Annotated in this window: 17 protein-coding genes; 3 read left to right on the top strand and 14 right to left on the bottom strand. The window is 50.2% G+C overall.

Features of this window, described 5'->3' with window-relative positions; genetic code table 11:
- Positions 1–175 precede the first annotated feature (175 nt).
- From fucU to NSS79_RS12740, 4 genes are read right to left on the bottom strand one after another with little or no spacing between them, the layout of a single operon-like run.
- Positions 176–604: an L-fucose mutarotase gene (gene fucU, locus NSS79_RS12755; RefSeq protein WP_340899054.1), complete on the bottom strand. Its 429-nt coding sequence runs from the start codon at positions 602–604 to the stop codon at positions 176–178.
- A gap of 13 nt (positions 605–617) precedes the next feature.
- Positions 618–1268, bottom strand: a complete 651-nt coding sequence (locus NSS79_RS12750) for a class II aldolase/adducin family protein (protein ID WP_342439625.1) — start codon at positions 1266–1268, stop codon at positions 618–620.
- Positions 1269–1291: 23 nt separating this feature from the next.
- Entirely contained in the window at positions 1292–2722 is a 1431-nt protein-coding gene (locus NSS79_RS12745) for a rhamnulokinase family protein (RefSeq protein WP_342439624.1), read from the bottom strand.
- 23 nt (positions 2723–2745) lie between these two features.
- Positions 2746–4515, bottom strand: coding sequence for an L-fucose isomerase (locus tag NSS79_RS12740; RefSeq protein WP_342439623.1), 1770 nt, complete (start codon positions 4513–4515; stop codon positions 2746–2748).
- Between the two features lie 227 nt (positions 4516–4742).
- On the opposite strand from NSS79_RS12740, the gene NSS79_RS12735 reads away from it, so the two are divergent.
- Positions 4743–5513: a DeoR/GlpR family DNA-binding transcription regulator gene (locus tag NSS79_RS12735; protein ID WP_342439622.1), complete on the top strand. Its 771-nt coding sequence runs from the start codon at positions 4743–4745 to the stop codon at positions 5511–5513.
- A 361-nt stretch (positions 5514–5874) separates the two neighbouring features.
- Here the strand turns inward: NSS79_RS12735 and treR are convergent, their stop codons facing one another.
- From treR to NSS79_RS12710, 5 genes are all read right to left on the bottom strand, one after another.
- Positions 5875–6606 carry a trehalose operon repressor gene (gene treR, locus NSS79_RS12730; RefSeq protein ID WP_076114387.1) on the bottom strand — a complete coding sequence of 244 codons (732 nt, stop codon included), beginning with the start codon at positions 6604–6606 and terminating at the stop codon, positions 5875–5877.
- A gap of 32 nt (positions 6607–6638) precedes the next feature.
- Positions 6639–8630 (bottom strand): PTS system trehalose-specific EIIBC component, encoded by a 1992-nt coding sequence (gene treP / locus NSS79_RS12725; RefSeq protein ID WP_342439621.1) that lies wholly within the window; start codon positions 8628–8630, stop codon positions 6639–6641.
- Positions 8631–8669: 39 nt separating this feature from the next.
- Positions 8670–10370: an alpha,alpha-phosphotrehalase gene (treC, locus tag NSS79_RS12720; RefSeq protein WP_342439620.1), complete on the bottom strand. Its 1701-nt coding sequence runs from the start codon at positions 10368–10370 to the stop codon at positions 8670–8672.
- 346 nt (positions 10371–10716) lie between these two features.
- Positions 10717–11538 carry a methyl-accepting chemotaxis protein gene (locus NSS79_RS12715; protein ID WP_342439619.1) on the bottom strand — a complete coding sequence of 274 codons (822 nt, stop codon included), beginning with the start codon at positions 11536–11538 and terminating at the stop codon, positions 10717–10719.
- Positions 11539–11629: 91 nt separating this feature from the next.
- A complete protein-coding gene (locus tag NSS79_RS12710) occupies positions 11630–11965 on the bottom strand; it encodes a potassium channel family protein (protein WP_342439618.1) in 336 nt (111 codons plus the stop codon).
- 145 nt (positions 11966–12110) lie between these two features.
- On the opposite strand from NSS79_RS12710, the gene NSS79_RS12705 reads away from it, so the two are divergent.
- Entirely contained in the window at positions 12111–12920 is an 810-nt protein-coding gene (locus NSS79_RS12705) for a copper amine oxidase N-terminal domain-containing protein (protein ID WP_342439617.1), read from the top strand.
- Positions 12921–12974: 54 nt separating this feature from the next.
- On the opposite strand, the gene NSS79_RS12700 is transcribed toward NSS79_RS12705, so the two are convergent.
- Both NSS79_RS12700 and sbnA read right to left on the bottom strand, forming a co-directional pair.
- Entirely contained in the window at positions 12975–13940 is a 966-nt protein-coding gene (locus tag NSS79_RS12700; RefSeq protein WP_342439616.1) for a 2,3-diaminopropionate biosynthesis protein SbnB, read from the bottom strand.
- A gap of 20 nt (positions 13941–13960) precedes the next feature.
- Entirely contained in the window at positions 13961–16162 is a 2202-nt protein-coding gene (gene sbnA / locus NSS79_RS12695; protein ID WP_342439615.1) for a 2,3-diaminopropionate biosynthesis protein SbnA, read from the bottom strand.
- Positions 16163–16327: 165 nt separating this feature from the next.
- Here sbnA and NSS79_RS12690 point away from each other — a divergent pair, with 165 nt between their 5' ends.
- The gene (locus NSS79_RS12690; protein WP_342439614.1) at positions 16328–17128 is read left to right on the top strand and encodes a YheC/YheD family protein; all 801 of its coding nucleotides are present in this window, start codon (positions 16328–16330) and stop codon (positions 17126–17128) included.
- Between the two features lie 79 nt (positions 17129–17207).
- Here NSS79_RS12690 and mnhG read toward each other — a convergent pair whose 3' ends face one another.
- From mnhG to NSS79_RS12675, 3 genes are read right to left on the bottom strand one after another with little or no spacing between them, the layout of a single operon-like run.
- Entirely contained in the window at positions 17208–17576 is a 369-nt protein-coding gene (mnhG, locus tag NSS79_RS12685) for a monovalent cation/H(+) antiporter subunit G (protein WP_342439613.1), read from the bottom strand.
- Positions 17566–17859 (bottom strand): Na(+)/H(+) antiporter subunit F1, encoded by a 294-nt coding sequence (locus tag NSS79_RS12680; protein ID WP_342439612.1) that lies wholly within the window; start codon positions 17857–17859, stop codon positions 17566–17568. The genes mnhG and NSS79_RS12680 overlap by 11 nt, the downstream gene beginning before the upstream one ends.
- Entirely contained in the window at positions 17859–18335 is a 477-nt protein-coding gene (locus tag NSS79_RS12675) for a Na+/H+ antiporter subunit E (RefSeq protein WP_342439611.1), read from the bottom strand. The genes NSS79_RS12680 and NSS79_RS12675 overlap by 1 nt, the downstream gene beginning before the upstream one ends.
- Between the last annotated feature and the right edge of the window lie 5 nt (positions 18336–18340).

The following is an 18340-nucleotide window of genomic DNA, read 5'->3' as shown; positions in this document are numbered from 1 at the left end:
GGACATCCAGCCTTGTTGGAGAAATTGTCGTTTACCAGACCACAATTTCCAGATAAAGGAGATGCCCCATTCCTATGGTAACCCTCTACAGCTCTGTCTTTTTCAAGACATTCAAGTCGATTTCGCAACACTCAAGTATATTACAAAAAAATTAAAAATGCCTGTAATTCTACTTTCACCCTTCAATAACGCCTTTTTTAAGAAGGAGATTGCCATACAGAGCTTCTTCACCGGTTACTACAATCGCATAAGCGGATTTGGACCGTTCATAGAAGTGGAAGCGTTCCTCGTAACCAATCACCGCTTGCGGATCAACATCCCTAATAATCTCTTTATAAGTGTCCCAGATCACAGGAACGGTAGGATCACCTTGCACCACATCCATCAGAACGGCCTGATGCCCGGCATAATGATCCAGCGGAAACAGCTCCAGAATAGCGGCCAGCAGCTGGGGGATTCCTATGCCATCGCATCTTGTCACCCGGGGATGCAGCGCATGTCCCGGAAAATTCGCATCCGCCAGCACCAGCTCATCCCCATGGCCCATTTCCATCATAATCCGCACGAGCTCAGGGGACAGCAGCTTGGGAATCTTTTTGAGCATCCTATAATCTCCTTTACATTCCGTAAAATGATCTAAGTGCCACCAGTTGCTCGATACGGTCTGCCGGCAGTTCACGCTCCCCTTGGATCATGCGGGTCAGGAAAGTGAGCTTCGCTGTATACTCCAATCTCTCCATATTCATGTAAGCCGCCATTACATCCTTCCCCCAGGACAAGGCCCCGTGGCTTTCCAGCAGCACAGCGGATTTCTTGCCGAGGAAGGGCATAATCGAATCAGGAACCTCCTCAGTGGAGGGCGTACCGTACGGGGCCAGAGGAATCTCGCCCATGGCAATGACCGATTCCGGCATCATCATCTTATCCAGTGCTTCTCCCTTGATGGCAAAGGCGGTGGCAAATGGCGGATGGGCGTGAACGACACCATGGATGCCGGGAAGCTCCCGGTAGATCCGCAGATGCATTTTCACCTCTGTCGAAGGGCTGTAGCCTTCCTGTGCCTCCAGAATTTCACCCTGAAGATTAACTTTCACCAGAATATCCGGCTCCAGATATCCTTTACTTACACCGGTAGGGGTGGCCAATACTTCGTGTTCGTTCAACCTTGCTGAAATATTGCCGTCATTGGCGGCAATATAATCTTTATTAAACAGGTTTCTTCCAATGTCGCAAATCTGCAGTCGTAATTTCCGTTCCATTTCATCCATTGTCATTTCTCCTCTTTGTATAGTCATTTTTGAACAGGCCGGTACACGGCAAGACTTCCGGAAGCGGCGGCCACTTCCCCCGCCCGGCTGTAATCCAGCAAGCCGAGTGCAGTAAGCTGCACGATAACGTTCCCGATCGCGCTTGCTTCGACCGGACCGGCGATCACTTCTTTCCCGGTCGCATCCGCCGTCAGCTGGCACAGCAGCCGGTTCTGAATACCGCCGCCAACCATATGCAAGGTACGGATCGTTGTGCCGGTGAGCTCCTCCAGCTCCGCGATCGCCTTGCGGTACGCCTCGGCGAGGCTCACTAGAATGAGCCGGACGACTGCACCTTTGGAAGCCGGCACCGGCTGTCCGGTGCTGCGGCAATATTCCGCAATACGTCTGGGGATATCTCCCGGGGTGCTGAACAGCGGATCACCCGGATTGATCAGACCTTGCACAGCCTGCTCGCTCTCGGCCAGCTCGACCATTTCCCCGAAGCTAAGGGCCACACCGGCTTCCGCCCAGGCTCTCTGGGTTTCCTGCAGCAGCCAAAGCCCCGTAATATTCTTCAGCAGCCGGTTGCCCTTGCCGTAGCAGCTCTCATTGGTAAAGCCGTAACGGTAGCAGCGATCTGTAAGCACGGGCTGCTCCGTTTCCAACCCGACCAGCGACCAGGTGCCGCAGCTAATAAATGCTGCATGCTCCTTGTCACGATAAGGAATAGAAGCAACCGCTGAAGCTGTATCATGTGAAGCGCCGGCAATGATCTGCAGAGCACTGCCTCCGAATTCCTTGCGGAGGCCGGGTAGCAGGGAGCCGATAACTGTCCCGGCATCCACCCTCTCGGCAATCAGCGCCGGAGGAATTCCCAGTCTGCTGAACACCTCGGATGAGAGTTCTGCCGTGCCGGCCTTCATGAGGCCGCTGGTGCTGAGGATCGTCCTCTCGGCGGCGGCTGTTCCTGATAATAAATAATGAAATAAATCCGGCATCATTAAGATACGGCCAGCATTTGCCTGCAGTTCAGGATTCCGCTGAACATCAGCAAACAGCTGATACACTGTGTTGATGGGGTCCGGCTGGTTGCCGGTCAGGCGGAATTGTTCCTCCGGCGGCAGCAGCTCTTCCAGCTTGAGGCGGTATTCCTGCATCCGCTGATCTCTGTAATGGTGAGGCGGATACAGCAGCATTCCGTCCTGATCCAGCACGCCGTAATCCACTCCCCAGGTGTCCACACTAAGACTAAGCAGCGCCCCATATTTGCTGCAGGCCAGCCTGATACCCTGCTTAATTTCCTGAAACAGCTCCAGCACGTTCCAGTGTAAATCCCCGCCGATATGCAGCGGAGTATTGGCAAACCGGTGAAGCTCCTCGGTGATAATGCGGCTGCCGTCATAAGTTCCCAGAATCACTCTGCCGGAGCTGGCTCCAAGATCCACGGCCAGCACTCTTTTGAACTCGCTCATCGAAACCACCTGCCTAAGTTCTGTCAATGATACAGCGGACCGAAATTGCGGCATGCCCGGTAATCGGCATCCTCCAGGCTGACTGTTCCAAACAGCGACCACACACGCGGTCTAAAAATCTGTGATTCGTCGACATTATGCATACTGACTGGAATACGCAATATTGAAGCAAGAGTAATCAGATCGGCACCAATATGGCCGTAGCTGATGGCTCCATGATTGGCTCCCCAATTGTTCATCACATCATAGACCGATTTGAACGAGCCGGTTCCGGTAAGGATTGGAGCAAACCAGGTAGTCGGCCAGGTCGGATCGGTACGTTCATCCAGCTGGCGGTGAACCTCTCCGGGGAGCTCGGCGGTATATCCTTCCACCAGCTGCAGAACGGGTCCCAAGCCTTTGACGAGGTTAAGCCGCGCCATCGTGACAGGCATACCGCCTTTGGTCAAGTAGTCGGTAGAGAAACCGCCGCCGCGGAAATATTCCTGCGAGGCAGGGCGGAAGAAGGTCTCCTTAAGCGAAGCAGCCACTTCTTCATCCGTAATGTCCCAGAAGGGCTTAATCGCCGGCTTGCCTTCGAGGGATTGCTGACCGGTTCCGTCGAGCGCGGCCGAACCGGAGTTGATCAAATGAAGCAAGCCATTCGCAGCAGCGCCTTCCAGCTCGTAGCCGGTCACACGCTTCACGGCTGCCGGACTCCAGTACGTGCGGACATCAGCGAATATTTGCGCCGTATTCGTCAGCAGATAATTAAACAGCATCGTCACGCCGTTCAGACTGTCATTTTCGGTAGCCAGAATATAAGGTGCCCGTTTGCCGTTCCAGTCAAAGGAGGAGTTCAGGATCGTCTCCATAAAGTCGCCATTCGGGAAATGGTCGGTCCACTGACGTTGCCCTTGAAAGCCTGCAGCAATAGCGTTATGTCCCTGCGCTTCTTCTTCAAAGCCAAGCTCCGCAAGCACAGGATTGCCGATCATGAGGTCACGCCCGATCAGGGCCATCTTGACACAGGTCTCCCACTGCTTCTCCTTCTCTTCTTCGCTGACCTGCAGATGGGCAGGGTTGTTGTCAGGCCCTATCTGGCAGTTCTCCCTGGTCCATTTCAAGGCCCGCGCGAATTCCTCCGGATCATAGATTTCCTCTTCGAAGCGGCGCACGAATTCGGACATGTCGATATATTCATTGCGCATGCCCAGATACTCCTGGAAGAACTGGTCATTCACGATGGAACCGGCGATTCCCATGGAAACGGAACCCATGGATAAATAGGAGCGGCTCTTCATAATGGCAGCAGCCAACGCCGATTTGGCAAACCGGAGCAGCTTGGCCTGAACATCGGCCGGAATCTCCTCACTTCCGGAGTCCTGTACATCCTCCCCGTAGATCCCAAAGGCCGGAATTCCCTTCTGGGCGTACGCCGACAGAACTGCGGCTAGATAAACGGCACCGGGTCTTTCCGTGCCATTGAACCCCCATACCGCGTGGGGAATTGCCGCATCCATATCCATCGTTTCGGAGCCGTAACACCAGCAAGGAGTTACTGTAATGGATACCCCCACATTTGCTCCGGAGAACTTCGAACGTGCAGCCGAGGCTTCACTGACCCCGCCAATGGTAGAATCCGCAATGACGCATTCCACGGGCGATCCATCAGGATAACGCAAATTCGCCTGCAAAAAATCAGCTACCCGTTGTGCCATTCCCATAGTCTGAAGCTCTAACGATTCGCGAACACCGCGCCTTCTGCCGTCGATCGTTGGACGAATGCCGATTGCCGGATACTTTACTGCCATACTGAACAACCTCCTCAAAGGTAAATGGGTTTATACTATAAATAAATCGCTTTCATCTGCTTCATCATAAAATCTGGGAAATGGAATGTCAACAAAAAACCACACTTCAATGTGACTTTTTGTGGATTTTATTTTGTTAATCGCTAATAAATGTGGAATATCCTTTTATTTCTGAAGTGAATTGTAGTACACTAGCCATATAGATGTTTTAATGCAGGAGGAACTACATGAGAGCTTTTGAACGCCGGGAATATATTATCAACACGCTGCACCGCTATAAGAAAGTCCATGTTGCTGATCTGGCACAGGATTTCGGAGTCTCCGAAGAAACGATAAGAAGAGATCTCGACAAGCTGGATAAAGAAGGAATTGCCAAGAAGAGCTATGGCGGAGCGGTTCTGAATGTTCACACTAATGAAGACCCTGCTTACTCCCTCCGGCATTCAGTCCATCTTGATGAGAAGCGGATGATCGCCGACAACGTGCTGGGACTGATCAATGATGGCGACAGCCTGATGACAGACACCAGTTCGACCGCTTTTGAAGCCTTAAGGAAAATTACCGATGTTAAACAAAATCTGACGGTGATCACCAATTCACTGGTAGTCCTGTCCGAGTTCCAGCATTCCGGCCACAAGCTGATCTCTACCGGTGGTGTGCTGGGTGCTGAGACGAACTCTTTTGTCGGACCCACTGCCTCCTATACTCTACAGAAGTACAATGTGGACGTCGCCTTGTTCAGCTGCAAAGCTCTGTCTATGACAGGCGGGCTGAGTGATTCCAATGAAGCAGAGAGCGAGCTTAAGGTTCTGATGCAGCAGCAGGCGAGCAAGGTGATCCTGCTTGTGGACTATTCTAAATTCGACCGTATTGCCTTCATCAAATTGTTCAGCTTTGACAAGGTGGATTACATTGTGACAGACCGCAAGCCTTCGGAGGAATGGATTGATTTTTTCAAGGAGCATCAGATTTCACTGGTCTATGGCCCCACAGAGTAGCTTGCAATCTTTACCCGGAAAGGGGGTGAACCCGCGAATGGCCTCAATAAATATACCTGCCGCAGCCGGTCCGCAGTGGCTCCCCTTTGTCCTCCTGGCTGTAGGCTTATGCTTGATTGGGCTGTTATGGGCTGTGTTCAAGAAAATGGACTGATGTTTTGTATGCGCTTTCTATTAACAATTCACTTCCGTATTCTACCCGCTTTAAGCCTCTACTCAACTTTCAGGTCTATCCATCATAATTCAGATTCCCTTCTTCATATAAAAAATCGGGTGCAATCCCTCTTTGACGGAGGAATCACACCCGATTTTTTCCAAGTGGAAACGGATACCGTCCTTAAAAGGACGGTATCCGTTAATGCTACAGATCGCTTTCGCTCTGAGCCCGCCGGGCAAAGTCCACGAACTGAAACTTATCCAGCCGGTGCCGCGATTCGGTATACTGGAACAGCTTAGTGTCCACCAGATGCACATAATTGCGGACTACGACAATATGCTGATAATCGTGCAAATCAAGCAAAAGCTTATCCTCCGGCGTGGCTTCTTCCACAGAGATCTCCTTTTTGGCGTAGCTGATCGTGAGATGAAGTTCTCCTTCCAAATACGCATAGATCGAATTCCCGGCGGTTTCAGCAGTGAGAGACGGTACATAGGAGGTTAGAAAATAATCCTTGTCCAGGATGATCTTCTCCCCATCAATCTCCCGGGCACGAACTACCTTCCAAAGCGGGCCCGGCTCCTTCATCTGAAGACGCCGTTCCTCCTCGGATGTACTGGGTACACAGCCGTTCTCATATACAATGGTACGTACGGAACGTCCCAGGTTCTTGGACACTTCCTTGAAGCTGACCAAGCCGGAAACAGGGAAGTTCATCCGCTGGGTATCGAGTACAAAGGAACCTTTGCCCTTAATCTTATGGATATAGCCGTTCTGAGAGAGCATAAGCAAAGCCTTGCGTACCGTCTCCCTTGAAGTTCCGTAAGCTTCAGCAAGCTCGCTTTCCGAGGGCAGCTTCTTGCCGGCAGGGAGCTGCCCGGACTGAATCCGGGCCGAATAATCATTATAAATATGAAGATATATATTCTTATTCATCCTTAATCACCATGCCCATAGTACCACGATTGTTAACCTTTAAGATAGACCTTTAGAACAGGAACCGCCTGCCCCTGAACAGGATTTGAACTAGGGATCAGCTCCTCCACCCGTTCGATGATATCCTGCCCGTCAGGCACGATAACCGGTGAAGTCAGCGGGTATCCTGCTGCGGTAATAACATCCCTGTCGAATTCAAGCAGCAGCTGACCCGCCTTGACTTGATCTCCAGTGGCGGCATGAGCCGTAAATCCGCTGCCCTTCATCGAAACGGTATTGATGCCGATATGAATCAGAATCTGTACTCCCGTAGCATGCTCCAGAATCATCGCGTGTTTGCTCTTGATGACATGGGCGACCGTAGCGTCAAATGGAGCATACACTTTTCCTTCGGACGGATTTACCGCCACTCCTTTACCCATTTGCCGCTCAGCGAAGGCCGGGTCCGGCACTTCTTCCAGCGGTACAATCTGTCCTCTCACCGGCGAGACGATTTCCAGAACATTCGCTGCTGATTCCTTGGTACCATCCTTCTCTTGAATCATCGGAGGAAGGGAAACCGGAGTTGTGGCCTGGACGTTATCCGCCTTTGCGTTATTATCCGGTTCTTCTCCTCCCCGGGCGCGGATCTTGCCGAACAATACGGTAGCTCCGAAAGGAATGATTAATACGATCGCCATGCCGACAAAGAATATCCCCCACTGTTTCGGGAAGATGGACAGGAAGCCGGGAATCCCGCCGACCCCGATAGAGGATGCCAGTACATTATTGAGCGCCAGCAGTATGCCCGCCAGACCCGAACCGATCATCCCGAAGATAAACGGATACTTATAACGGATGTTAACCCCGAAGATCGCCGGTTCTGTAACCCCCAGGAAGGCAGAAATGGAAGAGGTCACGGCCAGACCTTTCGTCTTCTCCTGCTTGGCCACGAACAGCATCCCGAGTGCGGCTGCACCCTGTGCAATGTTGGACAACGCCAGCATCGGCCAGAGGAAGGTTCCTCCTTCGGAGCCGATCAGCTGAATATCAACAGCAAGGAACGTATGGTGCATGCCGGTAATAACCAGCAGTGCGTACAGCCCCCCATAAATGAGTCCTCCCAGCGCCGGGAAGGAGCCAAAGATATTGACCAGCCCCGTTGTAATAGCGTTGGCAATCATAAATGTAACCGGACCGATAACCGTAAACGCCAGAAATCCTGTAACCAGCAGCGCTACCGGTGCAACGACCAGCAGCTTGATGGAATCATGCACCCGCTTGTTAAGCCAGCGCTCCAGCCGGGCGAGCAGATAAGCGGAGACCAGCACCGGGAGCACCTGTCCCTGGTAGCCGATCTTGTTAACTTCCCAGCCGAATAAATTCCAGACTGGAACCGTACCTTCCAGCTTGGCATCCGCATATCCGTAAGCACTGAGCAGATCAGGATGAACAAGGATAAGACCAAGCACAATCCCCAGCAGCGGACTGCCTCCGAACCGGGTTACTGCCGACCATCCAATAAGTGCGGGCAGGAAGGTAAAGGCCGTACTGGCAATCGTATTGATAATCGAAGCGATGTCCTTCCACTGCGGATACACATCCACCAGGGAACGTGCGTCGAAAAAGATGCCGGGACCCGTCAGAATGTTGTTGATCCCGAGCAGCAGACCTGCCATCACAATGGCCGGGAGGATCGGAATAAAGATATCCGCCAGTGTCTTGATTGCCTGCTGCAGCGGATTCTGGTGTTTGCTGGCCGCCGTCTTTACCTCGTCTTTCGAAGAACGGGCTCCGCCGGTAATACCGATCATTTCTTCATATACTTTGTCCACCAGTCCCGGACCGATAATCACTTGAAATTGGCCTTGGGAAGAAAAATGCCCTTTCACCAGATCATTCCGCTCCAGCGCAGAGGTATCAACCTTGCCCTCGTCTTTCAAGGCAAATCTCAGCCTTGTGACACAGTGCGTGGCTGCTTCGATATTGTCTTTTCCGCCGATGGCCTGTACGATCTGCTCCACGTTTTGCCGGTTAATCGCCATGTTCTCACTCCTTAATTTAGTTAGGTTATATTCGTGCTGTTATCGGATAATCCACATGTAGGATGCATAAGGTGATAGCTCAACCGTCTGGCCCCATACCGGAATCTGCGGGGTGTTTCCGATCAGCAGTTCTGCTTCCTTGCCCTTGACCGTCTCCCAGAACACTTCGGCAGCAGTAAATACTACATGTTCACCGCTGAAATTGGATACGACGACCAGTATTTCGGTTTCGTTAATCCGGGCATACGCGTAAATCTGAGGATGGGCCTCATCAAGCCGGACATAACGTCCGTTGGTAAGCACTTCTTCCTGCTTGCGCAGACGGATCAGCTTACGGTAATGAGCCAGGATGGAAGCCGGATCTCCAAGCTGTGCGCTAACGTTGATCTCCTTGTAACTCTCATCCACCTTCAGCCATGGGGTTCCGCTGGTAAATCCGGCATTCGCTGTCTCATCCCACTGCATCGGTGTCCGTGAATTATCGCGGGAGCGTTCCCGGATGATGGCAAGTGCTTCATCCGCTGACAGGCCTCTTTCCTGCAGGATCTTGAACATATTGGTGGATTCGATATCATTGAACTCACTTATGTCCAGCCATTTCGGATTTGCCATGCCGATCTCCTCACCCTGGTACACATAGGGTGTACCCTGCAGCCCGTGGAGCGTCGTCGCCAGCATCTTGGCACTCTCCACCCGGTAGATTCCGTCGTCCGCAAACCGGGACAAAGCCCGCGGCTGATCATGGTTGTTCCAGAAGAGCGCGTTCCAGCCCCCGCCCCGCTGCATACCGGACTGCCATTTCGTGAACAACTGCTTCAATTCCTCGAAATCGTAAGGCTTCAGTTCCCACTTCTGCCCATTCCGGTAGTCCACTTTCAGGTGGTGGAAGTTAAAGGTCATGGAGAATTCCTTCTCCTCCGGATTAGAATAGCGGATGCAATGCTCCAGTGTAGTTGAAGACATCTCTCCTACAGTTACAAGATTGTAGGGACCAAAGACCTTGGCATACAACTCCTTGATGTATTCATGCACCCGAGGCCCGTCCGTATAGTAACGCCGTCCGTCGCCGGGTGAAATACTTCCGTCATCCTCCGGAAACCCCTGATCCTTAGAGATCAGGTTGATAACATCCATACGGAATCCTCTGACTCCCTTCTCCGCCCAAAAAATCATCAGGTCGGCCACTTCCTGCCGCACTTGCTCGTTCTCCCAGTTCAGATCGGCCTGTGTCTTATCAAACAGTGTCAAAAAATACTGGCCCGTTGTCTCTTCCCACTGCCATGCAGGTCCGCCAAACTTGGACTGCCAGTTGTTGGGAGGACCGCCGTCCGGTGCTGCATCTTTCCAGATATAATAATTGCGGTAAGCATTGTCCTTCGATTTGCGGGCTTCCTGAAACCAGGGATGCTCTGTAGAGGAATGGTTGACCACAATATCCGTCATCAGATGCATGCCGCGCTTCTTAAGCTCATGCATCAGCTCATCGAAGTCCTCCATCGTTCCGAATGTCGGGTCAATCTGCCGGTAATCCGCGACATCGTAACCGTTATCATTTTGCGGGGATACATAAACCGGCTGCAGCCAAACGATATCAATGCCCAGGTCTTGCAAATAATCCAGCTTCCGGGTCAAACCTTTTATATTACCTGTTCCGCTCCCGGTCGTATCCTTGAAGCTTTTCGGATAGACCTGATACACCGTTGATTTCCGCCACCATTGTTGTTCAGGTGTATTTGCCATTTATTTGTCCCCCCCTAGTTGTATGTAGCCTTTTCCAGCCATTATAGGTTTAACTCACTTATCTTTAACCTGTATATACAAGATGGATTGTACACCTGTATATACAGGTTGTCAAACCTGAAAATGCCCCTATTTCATCATGATGCAACACAGCGTGCATGCCACCATGAAATACAGCTATGTCACATACTTAAACTAGATAGCTCATTTATTAACAAGTAATTGTCAATAATACCTTCTGCAGGAACAGGAGTTGAAGGCATTTGGACTTCTTCATAGCAAAAAGCCCCACAAATAAGTGTCCTCATTTGCGGAGCTTTTACAGTTGCAGCCAATTTTACCGAGCTTATTGAAGAATGGATGAAATGAACTTTTCCATCTCACCGCTGGTCTCATTCAGGCGCTCAATAAGCTCACTGAACTGGGTGACCAATTCGGCCTGTGCAGAGGAAGAATCCGCAATGGCTTCAATTTCCTGTTCCATCTGCAGAATGGACTGCTGCACAGTGCTGAGTGAATCTTCGATCGTCTTCGTCGCTTCCTTTGTGTTGACGGAAAGCTTGCGCACTTCAGTAGCCACTACACCGAAACCTGCCCCCTGCTCCCCTACTCGGGCCGCTTCAATCGCTGCGTTCAGGCCAAGCAGATTCGTCTGTTCCGAGATTTCACGGATAAAGCCGGCCACTTTGTTCACCTGCTTGGACTCCTCAACCGTCTTGCGCGAATTTTCCAGAATTTGTGCCGTCGTAGCTGACAGCTCCTCGGACTGGGCGGCAACGTTCTGGACCATATCCATCAATTGGCCACTGATCTGGTTGATACTATCTGTCAGCTGTTCCATTTTGTCTTCGTTCTCAAGCGTATAAGCAATCGCAAATGCCCCGATAATCTCCCCTTCATCCCCGTAAATCGGCACTGCCGAGGAGATTACAGTCGCACCGTACAGCTCGGCAGACAGACGATTCGTCGTAGCACGTCCTGCAAGGGCGTTTCCTAGCGACGGGTCATTCTCTGGAATAGGACTTCCCTTGGTCAGGCCAAAATCGAGCACCTTACTGGGTGCGTAGTAATGAAAGATCTCCTTATCCGTAATCCCAATCATAATATCCTGTGCGTGAATTTGCTTAATCATTGGCGCAGCCAATACAAGTGCGGTCAAATTATCCATGATGCATCTCCTAAATGTGAATGTTTTAATTATTATCGTCACATACAGTTCATAAATTAAGAAGAAATTATTCTGTTCTGTTTCCTGCGGATCAATCACTTTCCTTGTCCGTTTGTTTGATCAAGAAATAAGCGATGTAGCCGATCATCCCCAGGAATAACCCGGTGCCAACGATGATGTAGACAATAGTAAAAGTTTTCCCTAAAGTGGTTTGCGGAACAAAGGTAGGATGTCCGATTGTACTAAGCGTGGCTACGCAAAAATAGATCGCATCAATTACAGAGAGTCCTTCCTCTTTGACATAAAAAATGGTTCCGGAGGTCAGCGTGATGACCACCAATATGAGCAATGCCTGAAAATTCTTAAGCTTGAGCGCCCGCCATAAGCCGGTCACCAGACGCTTAAGCGTAAGCAAAAATGATAACATGGGCAGCACCTTTCAACTATTTCAGATTGTGAATTTTATAATTCAGTATAATCGGCTAGCTGAAGAAAGTATAGTTCTGCTGCAACCCAGTAAGCAGAACTACGTCTAATAAGTATAAAATAAAACAATATGGAGGTGATGGATAGTGAAGCGTTTCTTTGCGGTATTATTATGTACTTTGCTCTTAGTTTCATTTAATGAGGTTGGACATGCGTCAGCAGCTCCTCCACCTGTAAAATCTAAGGTCTATCTAAAAGCTGGAAAGTTTTTTGTTTTATACACCAAACCTGCCCCACCGTTCGTTGATGAAAATAATCGGTTATTGGTACCTTTGCGGACTTTTGAAGATTTATTTGGTGGGGGAATTTCTTACTCTGACTCGACAAAAGTAGCTCGGCTTCACTGGCTAGATCATGAGTTTGTATTTTTTATAGATTCAAAAAATGCTCAGATGGACGGACAAACTGTTGTGATGGATACAAAACCTGTACTAAAAAACGGAGCTATGTTTCTGCCAATACGAATTTTTTTAGATCAAGCAGAATTAAAGAGCCACTGGGATAACAAGGCAAATATTCTGGCTTTGGACGATGATCGAATACTTGTAGGGGACCCCTTTAAAAATTTTGATGGGAACGATCTGTACAGCAATAATGAAGATGGAGCATTTAGAATCAATGACTATGCAATAACTTATAAAAGCAATAACACATTTCAGCTCACCATAAATGCAACAAACATAACCGGTAAGAGTATTCCTAAGGGTAAGGCTGACATTCATCCACTTGTTTCTTTTGGGGCTAGTTATGGAGGCTTTGCTAGCGACTCTTATAGTCGTCCAGTTTATCCAGCAATTCGAGAAGTTAATGTAAATGATAATATATCTATTTCACAAAACTTTCCTCAAAAAGAAGTTAACTATATTATTACGGTGGCAAGATTATTTACAGAATAGAACACAAACAGCGCGTGCAGTATCCATTGGCTCGCGCTGTTTGTGTTAAACACCTTACTCAAGCTCGGTCCCAATCCCTTTTTTCCTGGCCTTCTTTACATAATATACCGCTGTTGCAATATCGAAGACAGCCATCCCCATTGGGCAGAAAAAGACCGGCTCATCTTCGGCGAATTCAGTCAGGCCGCTTCGGCAGACGACGTCGTCAATCTTACGGGTGCCGGTACGGGTCAGCCCCTGTTCCAGATGGAGCCGCTCGATGTCTGTATTCTCGCGGCACACTTCATCCCAATCGTCGACAATGACAGCTTTCACCGAAGCTAACGCCTCCGGCTTATAATCACGCAGAGAAACATTCAGCAGTAGACAACCTTTTGCAGGGGGAAGATCGATATACCGGTGATCGGATACGGTACAGGTGATGAAGATATTGGACTTCAGATAGACGTCCGCCCAGGTCTCTGCCACTTCAATCCTGTCCCTGTAACAGGGCGGAATTCCTGACAGATCGGCTTCCCTTAGATCGAAGATGCGGATACGTTCAATTCGATCACCGAACAGAGCCATTGCCATTTGAAAATGATGCTGCCCAATTGGCCCCCAGCCGATAATGCCGAGCTGAATCTTTTCCAGCGTCCGCGCCTGCATAAAGTGACGGATCATCAGCCCGCTGATGGAAGCTGTCCTGACGATGCTGGGCAGCGGTGAGTTCAGAACGGCTGAAGGCTGGCCCGTATGGGGATCATTCAATATGATGACGCTATGCGCGCGGGGAAGACCGGCTCCGATATTATCCGGGAAGCTGGAAATCCACTTGATCCCGGCCGCATTCACATCTCCTCCTACATACGCGGGCATTGCAATAATCCGGTTTTGAGGATGGTTATACCTTAGATAAGGCTTAACTGGCTGTGCGTAATCACCGGAATCAAGAATGCGCACCGCAGATTCTGCAGACTCCACAAGGTCAGGCCACTCAAGGCCTATCGCCTGGATATCCTGGTCGTTTAAGTACAGCATGCCACTCCCTCCTTTGGCTATTAGGTAGGGACATCTCCGTCTTCAGACGAGAGATCCCGGCCGAACTGGTTCTGAATCCATGAGTCCGAATATACGGTATCGAGGTAACGTTCTCCCTTGTCATGCAGAATGACCGCGCAGTGAGATCCCGGAGTTATTTCTTGCTCCATACGCTTGACGGCGGCAATAATTCCTCCGGAGGATGCACCGGCCAGGATCGATTCAGTCTGCGCGAGCGCCCGGCAGCCTTTTACGATCTCCCAGTCCGAAACATACACGATATGGTCGATTAGGTCTTTTCTGCAAAAAGGCGGCACAATGCCGGCACCCAGTCCGGGGAAACGCCGGCTGCCCTTATTTCCGCCAAAAATGACGCTGCCCTCCGCGTCGACAGCCACGATCTTGGTCTTTAGCCCATGATCCCTTGCGTATTCCGCCAGCCCCCTGATCGTGCCGCATGTACTGACACTGCAAAACAAATAATCCACCCGGCCAAGTTCGGTCACGATCTCTTTCATGGTCGTATGGTAGTGGGCCAGATAATTATTTGCGTTTCCATATTGATTCGGCCAAAAGCTGCCGGGTATCTCAGCCAATAACTGCTGTACGCGTGTGAGCCTCGCAGGCAGAAACTCGCCTGTTTCCGGGTCTGGCTCCGCGACATAGTCGATTTTTGCATCCAAAGCCTTCAGGATCTGAATATTCGTTTCGGTTGTTCGGGGGTCGATAACGCTGATAAACCGCAGCCCCAAATATTTGCAAATCATCGCCAGGCTAATCGCCATATTCCCCGAACTCGATTCAATAATGACAGTTCCAGGCCTTATTCTACCTTCCTTCCAAGCCTCCTGGATCATCCGCAGGGCAGGACGGTCTTTCGCACTTCCGCCCGGATTCAGCAGCTCCATTTTGGCGTAGACCTCAAACCCGCTGTTCTGGAACAGATTGCTCAGCTTGATTAAGGGCGTATTTCCGATGGTCGACAGTATGCCGCCACTCAAGTTCATCTCTGCCCTGTCTTTGTCTTTCTGGTAATATAGCTTTTTGTTCTTTACCTGCCCGCTCTCCAGCGTCTCGCCATTGGACACTATAAAGACCTCAACATCGTCAAGCAGATGATTTCGAATCATCATGCCGATTTCCGGAATGCACTCTCTGATTTCCCCCCTGATTGCCGGAGCCGTGGAGTTAAGTGCAGATTTACTTTTGATATAAACGGTCAGCGCATTGTTCCTTACCTTCACCCGGATGATCGCATCTTCTATATGACGGTATACAACCTGTTCAATATCGTACAGGCTAATTTTCTCCCCATGCTTCAGTTCCCGGCCCACCCGTTTGACGATTGAGGCAAAGCTCTGCTTTTCCACACCGCCTATCATCACAGGTCTGAAATCCCTTACCACATCATAGGTAACAAAACGAATGGCTGGTATCATCTTGCGGACGGTTGAAGTAAGAACCAGAATACTTTCATTTTTACCCAGCGGCCTTAAATCCCCGCCTAACGCCTCCGTCCCGAGCCCTTCCGCAAAAATCCCGTCAGCAAGGATATACCTGCCTAGCTCATGAGAGTAATAAGCAATCGTGCCCATTTCAATGGAGCCATACGTATCGACGATGTCCCGTGGATCAAGACCGAACAGGCGCGCCATATTCCGCTGCCATCCCAGTGTGGCGATTTCCCCGACCAGAATGATCTTACGGATGCCGAAGTCGCGCGGGTTTCCGGCGGCATATACAATATGGTCAAGGATAGAAGGCATCGTATACAGCAGCTCAGGCTTAAAGGCTTGCAGCCGTTCAATGTGCTGTTCGATGGGAAGATCGAAGGGTATTGAACTCTTTTCGAGTCCCAGCCGCTCAAATATGGACAGGGCCGTGTTCGCTGCATGTCCTGTACCCATGTCCGCCAAAGCTCTTGTGCAGCCGCTTCCCGCAAGCAGCTCACCGAACAGCTTTGTTTTGATATCAATGTAGTTTTTATCGTCTTCCTCTGAGTAGAATATCGCTTTTCGGCGGCCCGTGCTTGTGCCCGACGTCCGGTATACGGCCAGAGAAGGGTCACCGGGTTGGGTATAATAATGGGTATCCAGAATCTCCGACGTCATAAGCGGAAGGTTCTGTAGGCTATAACTCGTCTTCCCTCCGATCAGCCTCTTGTACCAAGGAAAAACCCCGGTGACTTCTAGCACCTTATCCTGCAAATTACCGAGCAGCATCTTCGCCGCCTCCTATTGGCCGCATGCTGCAGCCTCATTAGATAAACACCTGCAATAATCTTATGTAGAATTCTCCTAGTGTGTTCTATTGCTGTGTAGATGCCCAATCAAAAACTGAACATTTCCGTAATATAGCCTATGGAACTATAGAGACGGAGGGACACAATGAAGAAGCAAATAAGGCATGTATCCAATAAGCTGACGAAGACAAAGGTGATGGCTCGAAGCCAAGAATTAAGGACGTATATCCCGGTAACGAGAAAAATGGATCAAAGCACACTACATGAGATGCTGCAAAAATATAATATGGTCTACATTAAGCCATGCTGTGGATCCTTGGGGAAAGGTGTGATTCGGATTGAAAAGACCGTCCGGAAGGAACGGATTCACTACAGCTATCAGGCGGGTATGCATGTACGCAGCTTCCCGGATTACGACACAGCTTATCGCGCAATCTTAAAGGAGACCCAGGGAAAGTCCTATTTAGTACAGAGAGGGATCCGGCTTTTGGTTTATGAGGGCCGGCCCTTCGATATCCGGGTGATGGTGCAGCGAAATCTTAAGGGTGGATGGGATGCTACGGGGGTTGCAGGACGCTTAGCGCATCCCCGCAAGGTTGTTACAAACGGGAGCCAGGGGGGGACGATTTATCCGGTTGAAGTATTGTTGAACGCCTACACCAGCCTGGAGAAGCGTAAAGCATTGATCTCGGCCCTGAAGGAAATGGGTGTGAAGTCCGCCAAGCAGCTAAGCACAACCTTTCCCGCCCTCCAGGAAATCGGCGTGGATATTGCCTTGGACCGGCGCCTCAAGCCCTGGATTCTGGAAGTGAATACTTCCCCCGATCCTTGTCCGTTTACCAAGCTGAAGGACAAAAGCATGATTAAACGGATCATAAAATACGCTAACGCCTATGGCCGCACATATAATCTGAAGTGTATGAAATCTAAACAGGGTGTAGTGTAAACTGCGGGGTTATCTGCGGAACAACGCAGCCTGAAGCGGCGAATTGTGGAGCTGCTCTTTCACAGCTCGCCTGCTCCTGTCAGCGTTCTTGCTCTACAGACAGCGCCTGATCCTCTTCCATGGAGGGCTTCAGGTCATCCTGAATGCTGCCTTCCCATAGCGGAACTCCCGACCGGTAGGCTGATCTGCCGTTTAAATGGCCTGCTACCGGAGAGGTAATGAATACAAAGACGATAGCAAGCAGCAGCTTATAGCTGACCGTTCCATCGTGAAACAGGAAGTAGACAAACGCTCCGCTCAGCACACAGAGCACCCCAAGTGTCGCGCTTTTGGTAGCGGCGTGTGAACGCAGGTACACATCGGGCAGCCGGACCAAACCGAATGCGCTCAGAGCGCAGAATACAGCGCCAAGCAGCACCAGAATCGAACTGAACAACTCACCGGTCATGCCTGTCACCTCCCTCTTCAAATACAACACCCCGTTCAATGTATCTGGCCAGCGCCGTCGTTCCTATAAAAGTAAGAATGCCTATCACCAGAATAATCTCAAGAAAATCCTGTGTATCCAGCAGCATAGAGACTACCGCAATCATGGCCAGCACATGGATGCCTATCGTATCCAGTGCGGCAACCCGGTCAGAACGGGTCGGTCCTTTAAGCAGACGGTACAGACAGGCCAGCATAGACACCGATAATATAATCAGCGCTGCAGTTAACAAAGTCAGACTCATCAGCGGGTCACCTCCATAATGGCTTGCTCAAAAGTGCCTCTGATCTGCTCGGTAAGCAGCTGTGCATCTTCAATATCAATGGCATGGATGTACAGGATCTTTCCATCTCCAGAAACATCAAGTGTCAGTGTTCCCGGTGTCAGGCAAATCAAACAGGATAATAAAGTGACTTCCCACGCAGATGTTAAGGTGGTCTCGTAAGCAAAAATACCGGGACGTATAGCCAGTTTTGGACGAACGATATGACCAATCACCACAAAGCTCGACACCACCAGCTCGCGGATAAATATCAGCAGCAGCTTCAGCATTGCCCATACTCGTTTGAGATAGAAGGGCTGTGTCCATGACTTCCGCAGGATCAGCAGAATGAATATTCCAAGCACATACCCCACGATAAAGCTTGAGCCCGAACTGTTGTTATTTAGCAGCATCCACATGAAAGCAATCATCAGGTTGAACAGTATTTGCAAAGCCATCTCCT

It is taken from the genome of Paenibacillus sp. FSL L8-0436 (assembly GCF_038593025.1).
GTDB lineage: Bacteria > Bacillota > Bacilli > Paenibacillales > Paenibacillaceae > Paenibacillus_AQ.
This window is presented reverse-complemented; position numbering and strand designations above follow the sequence as displayed.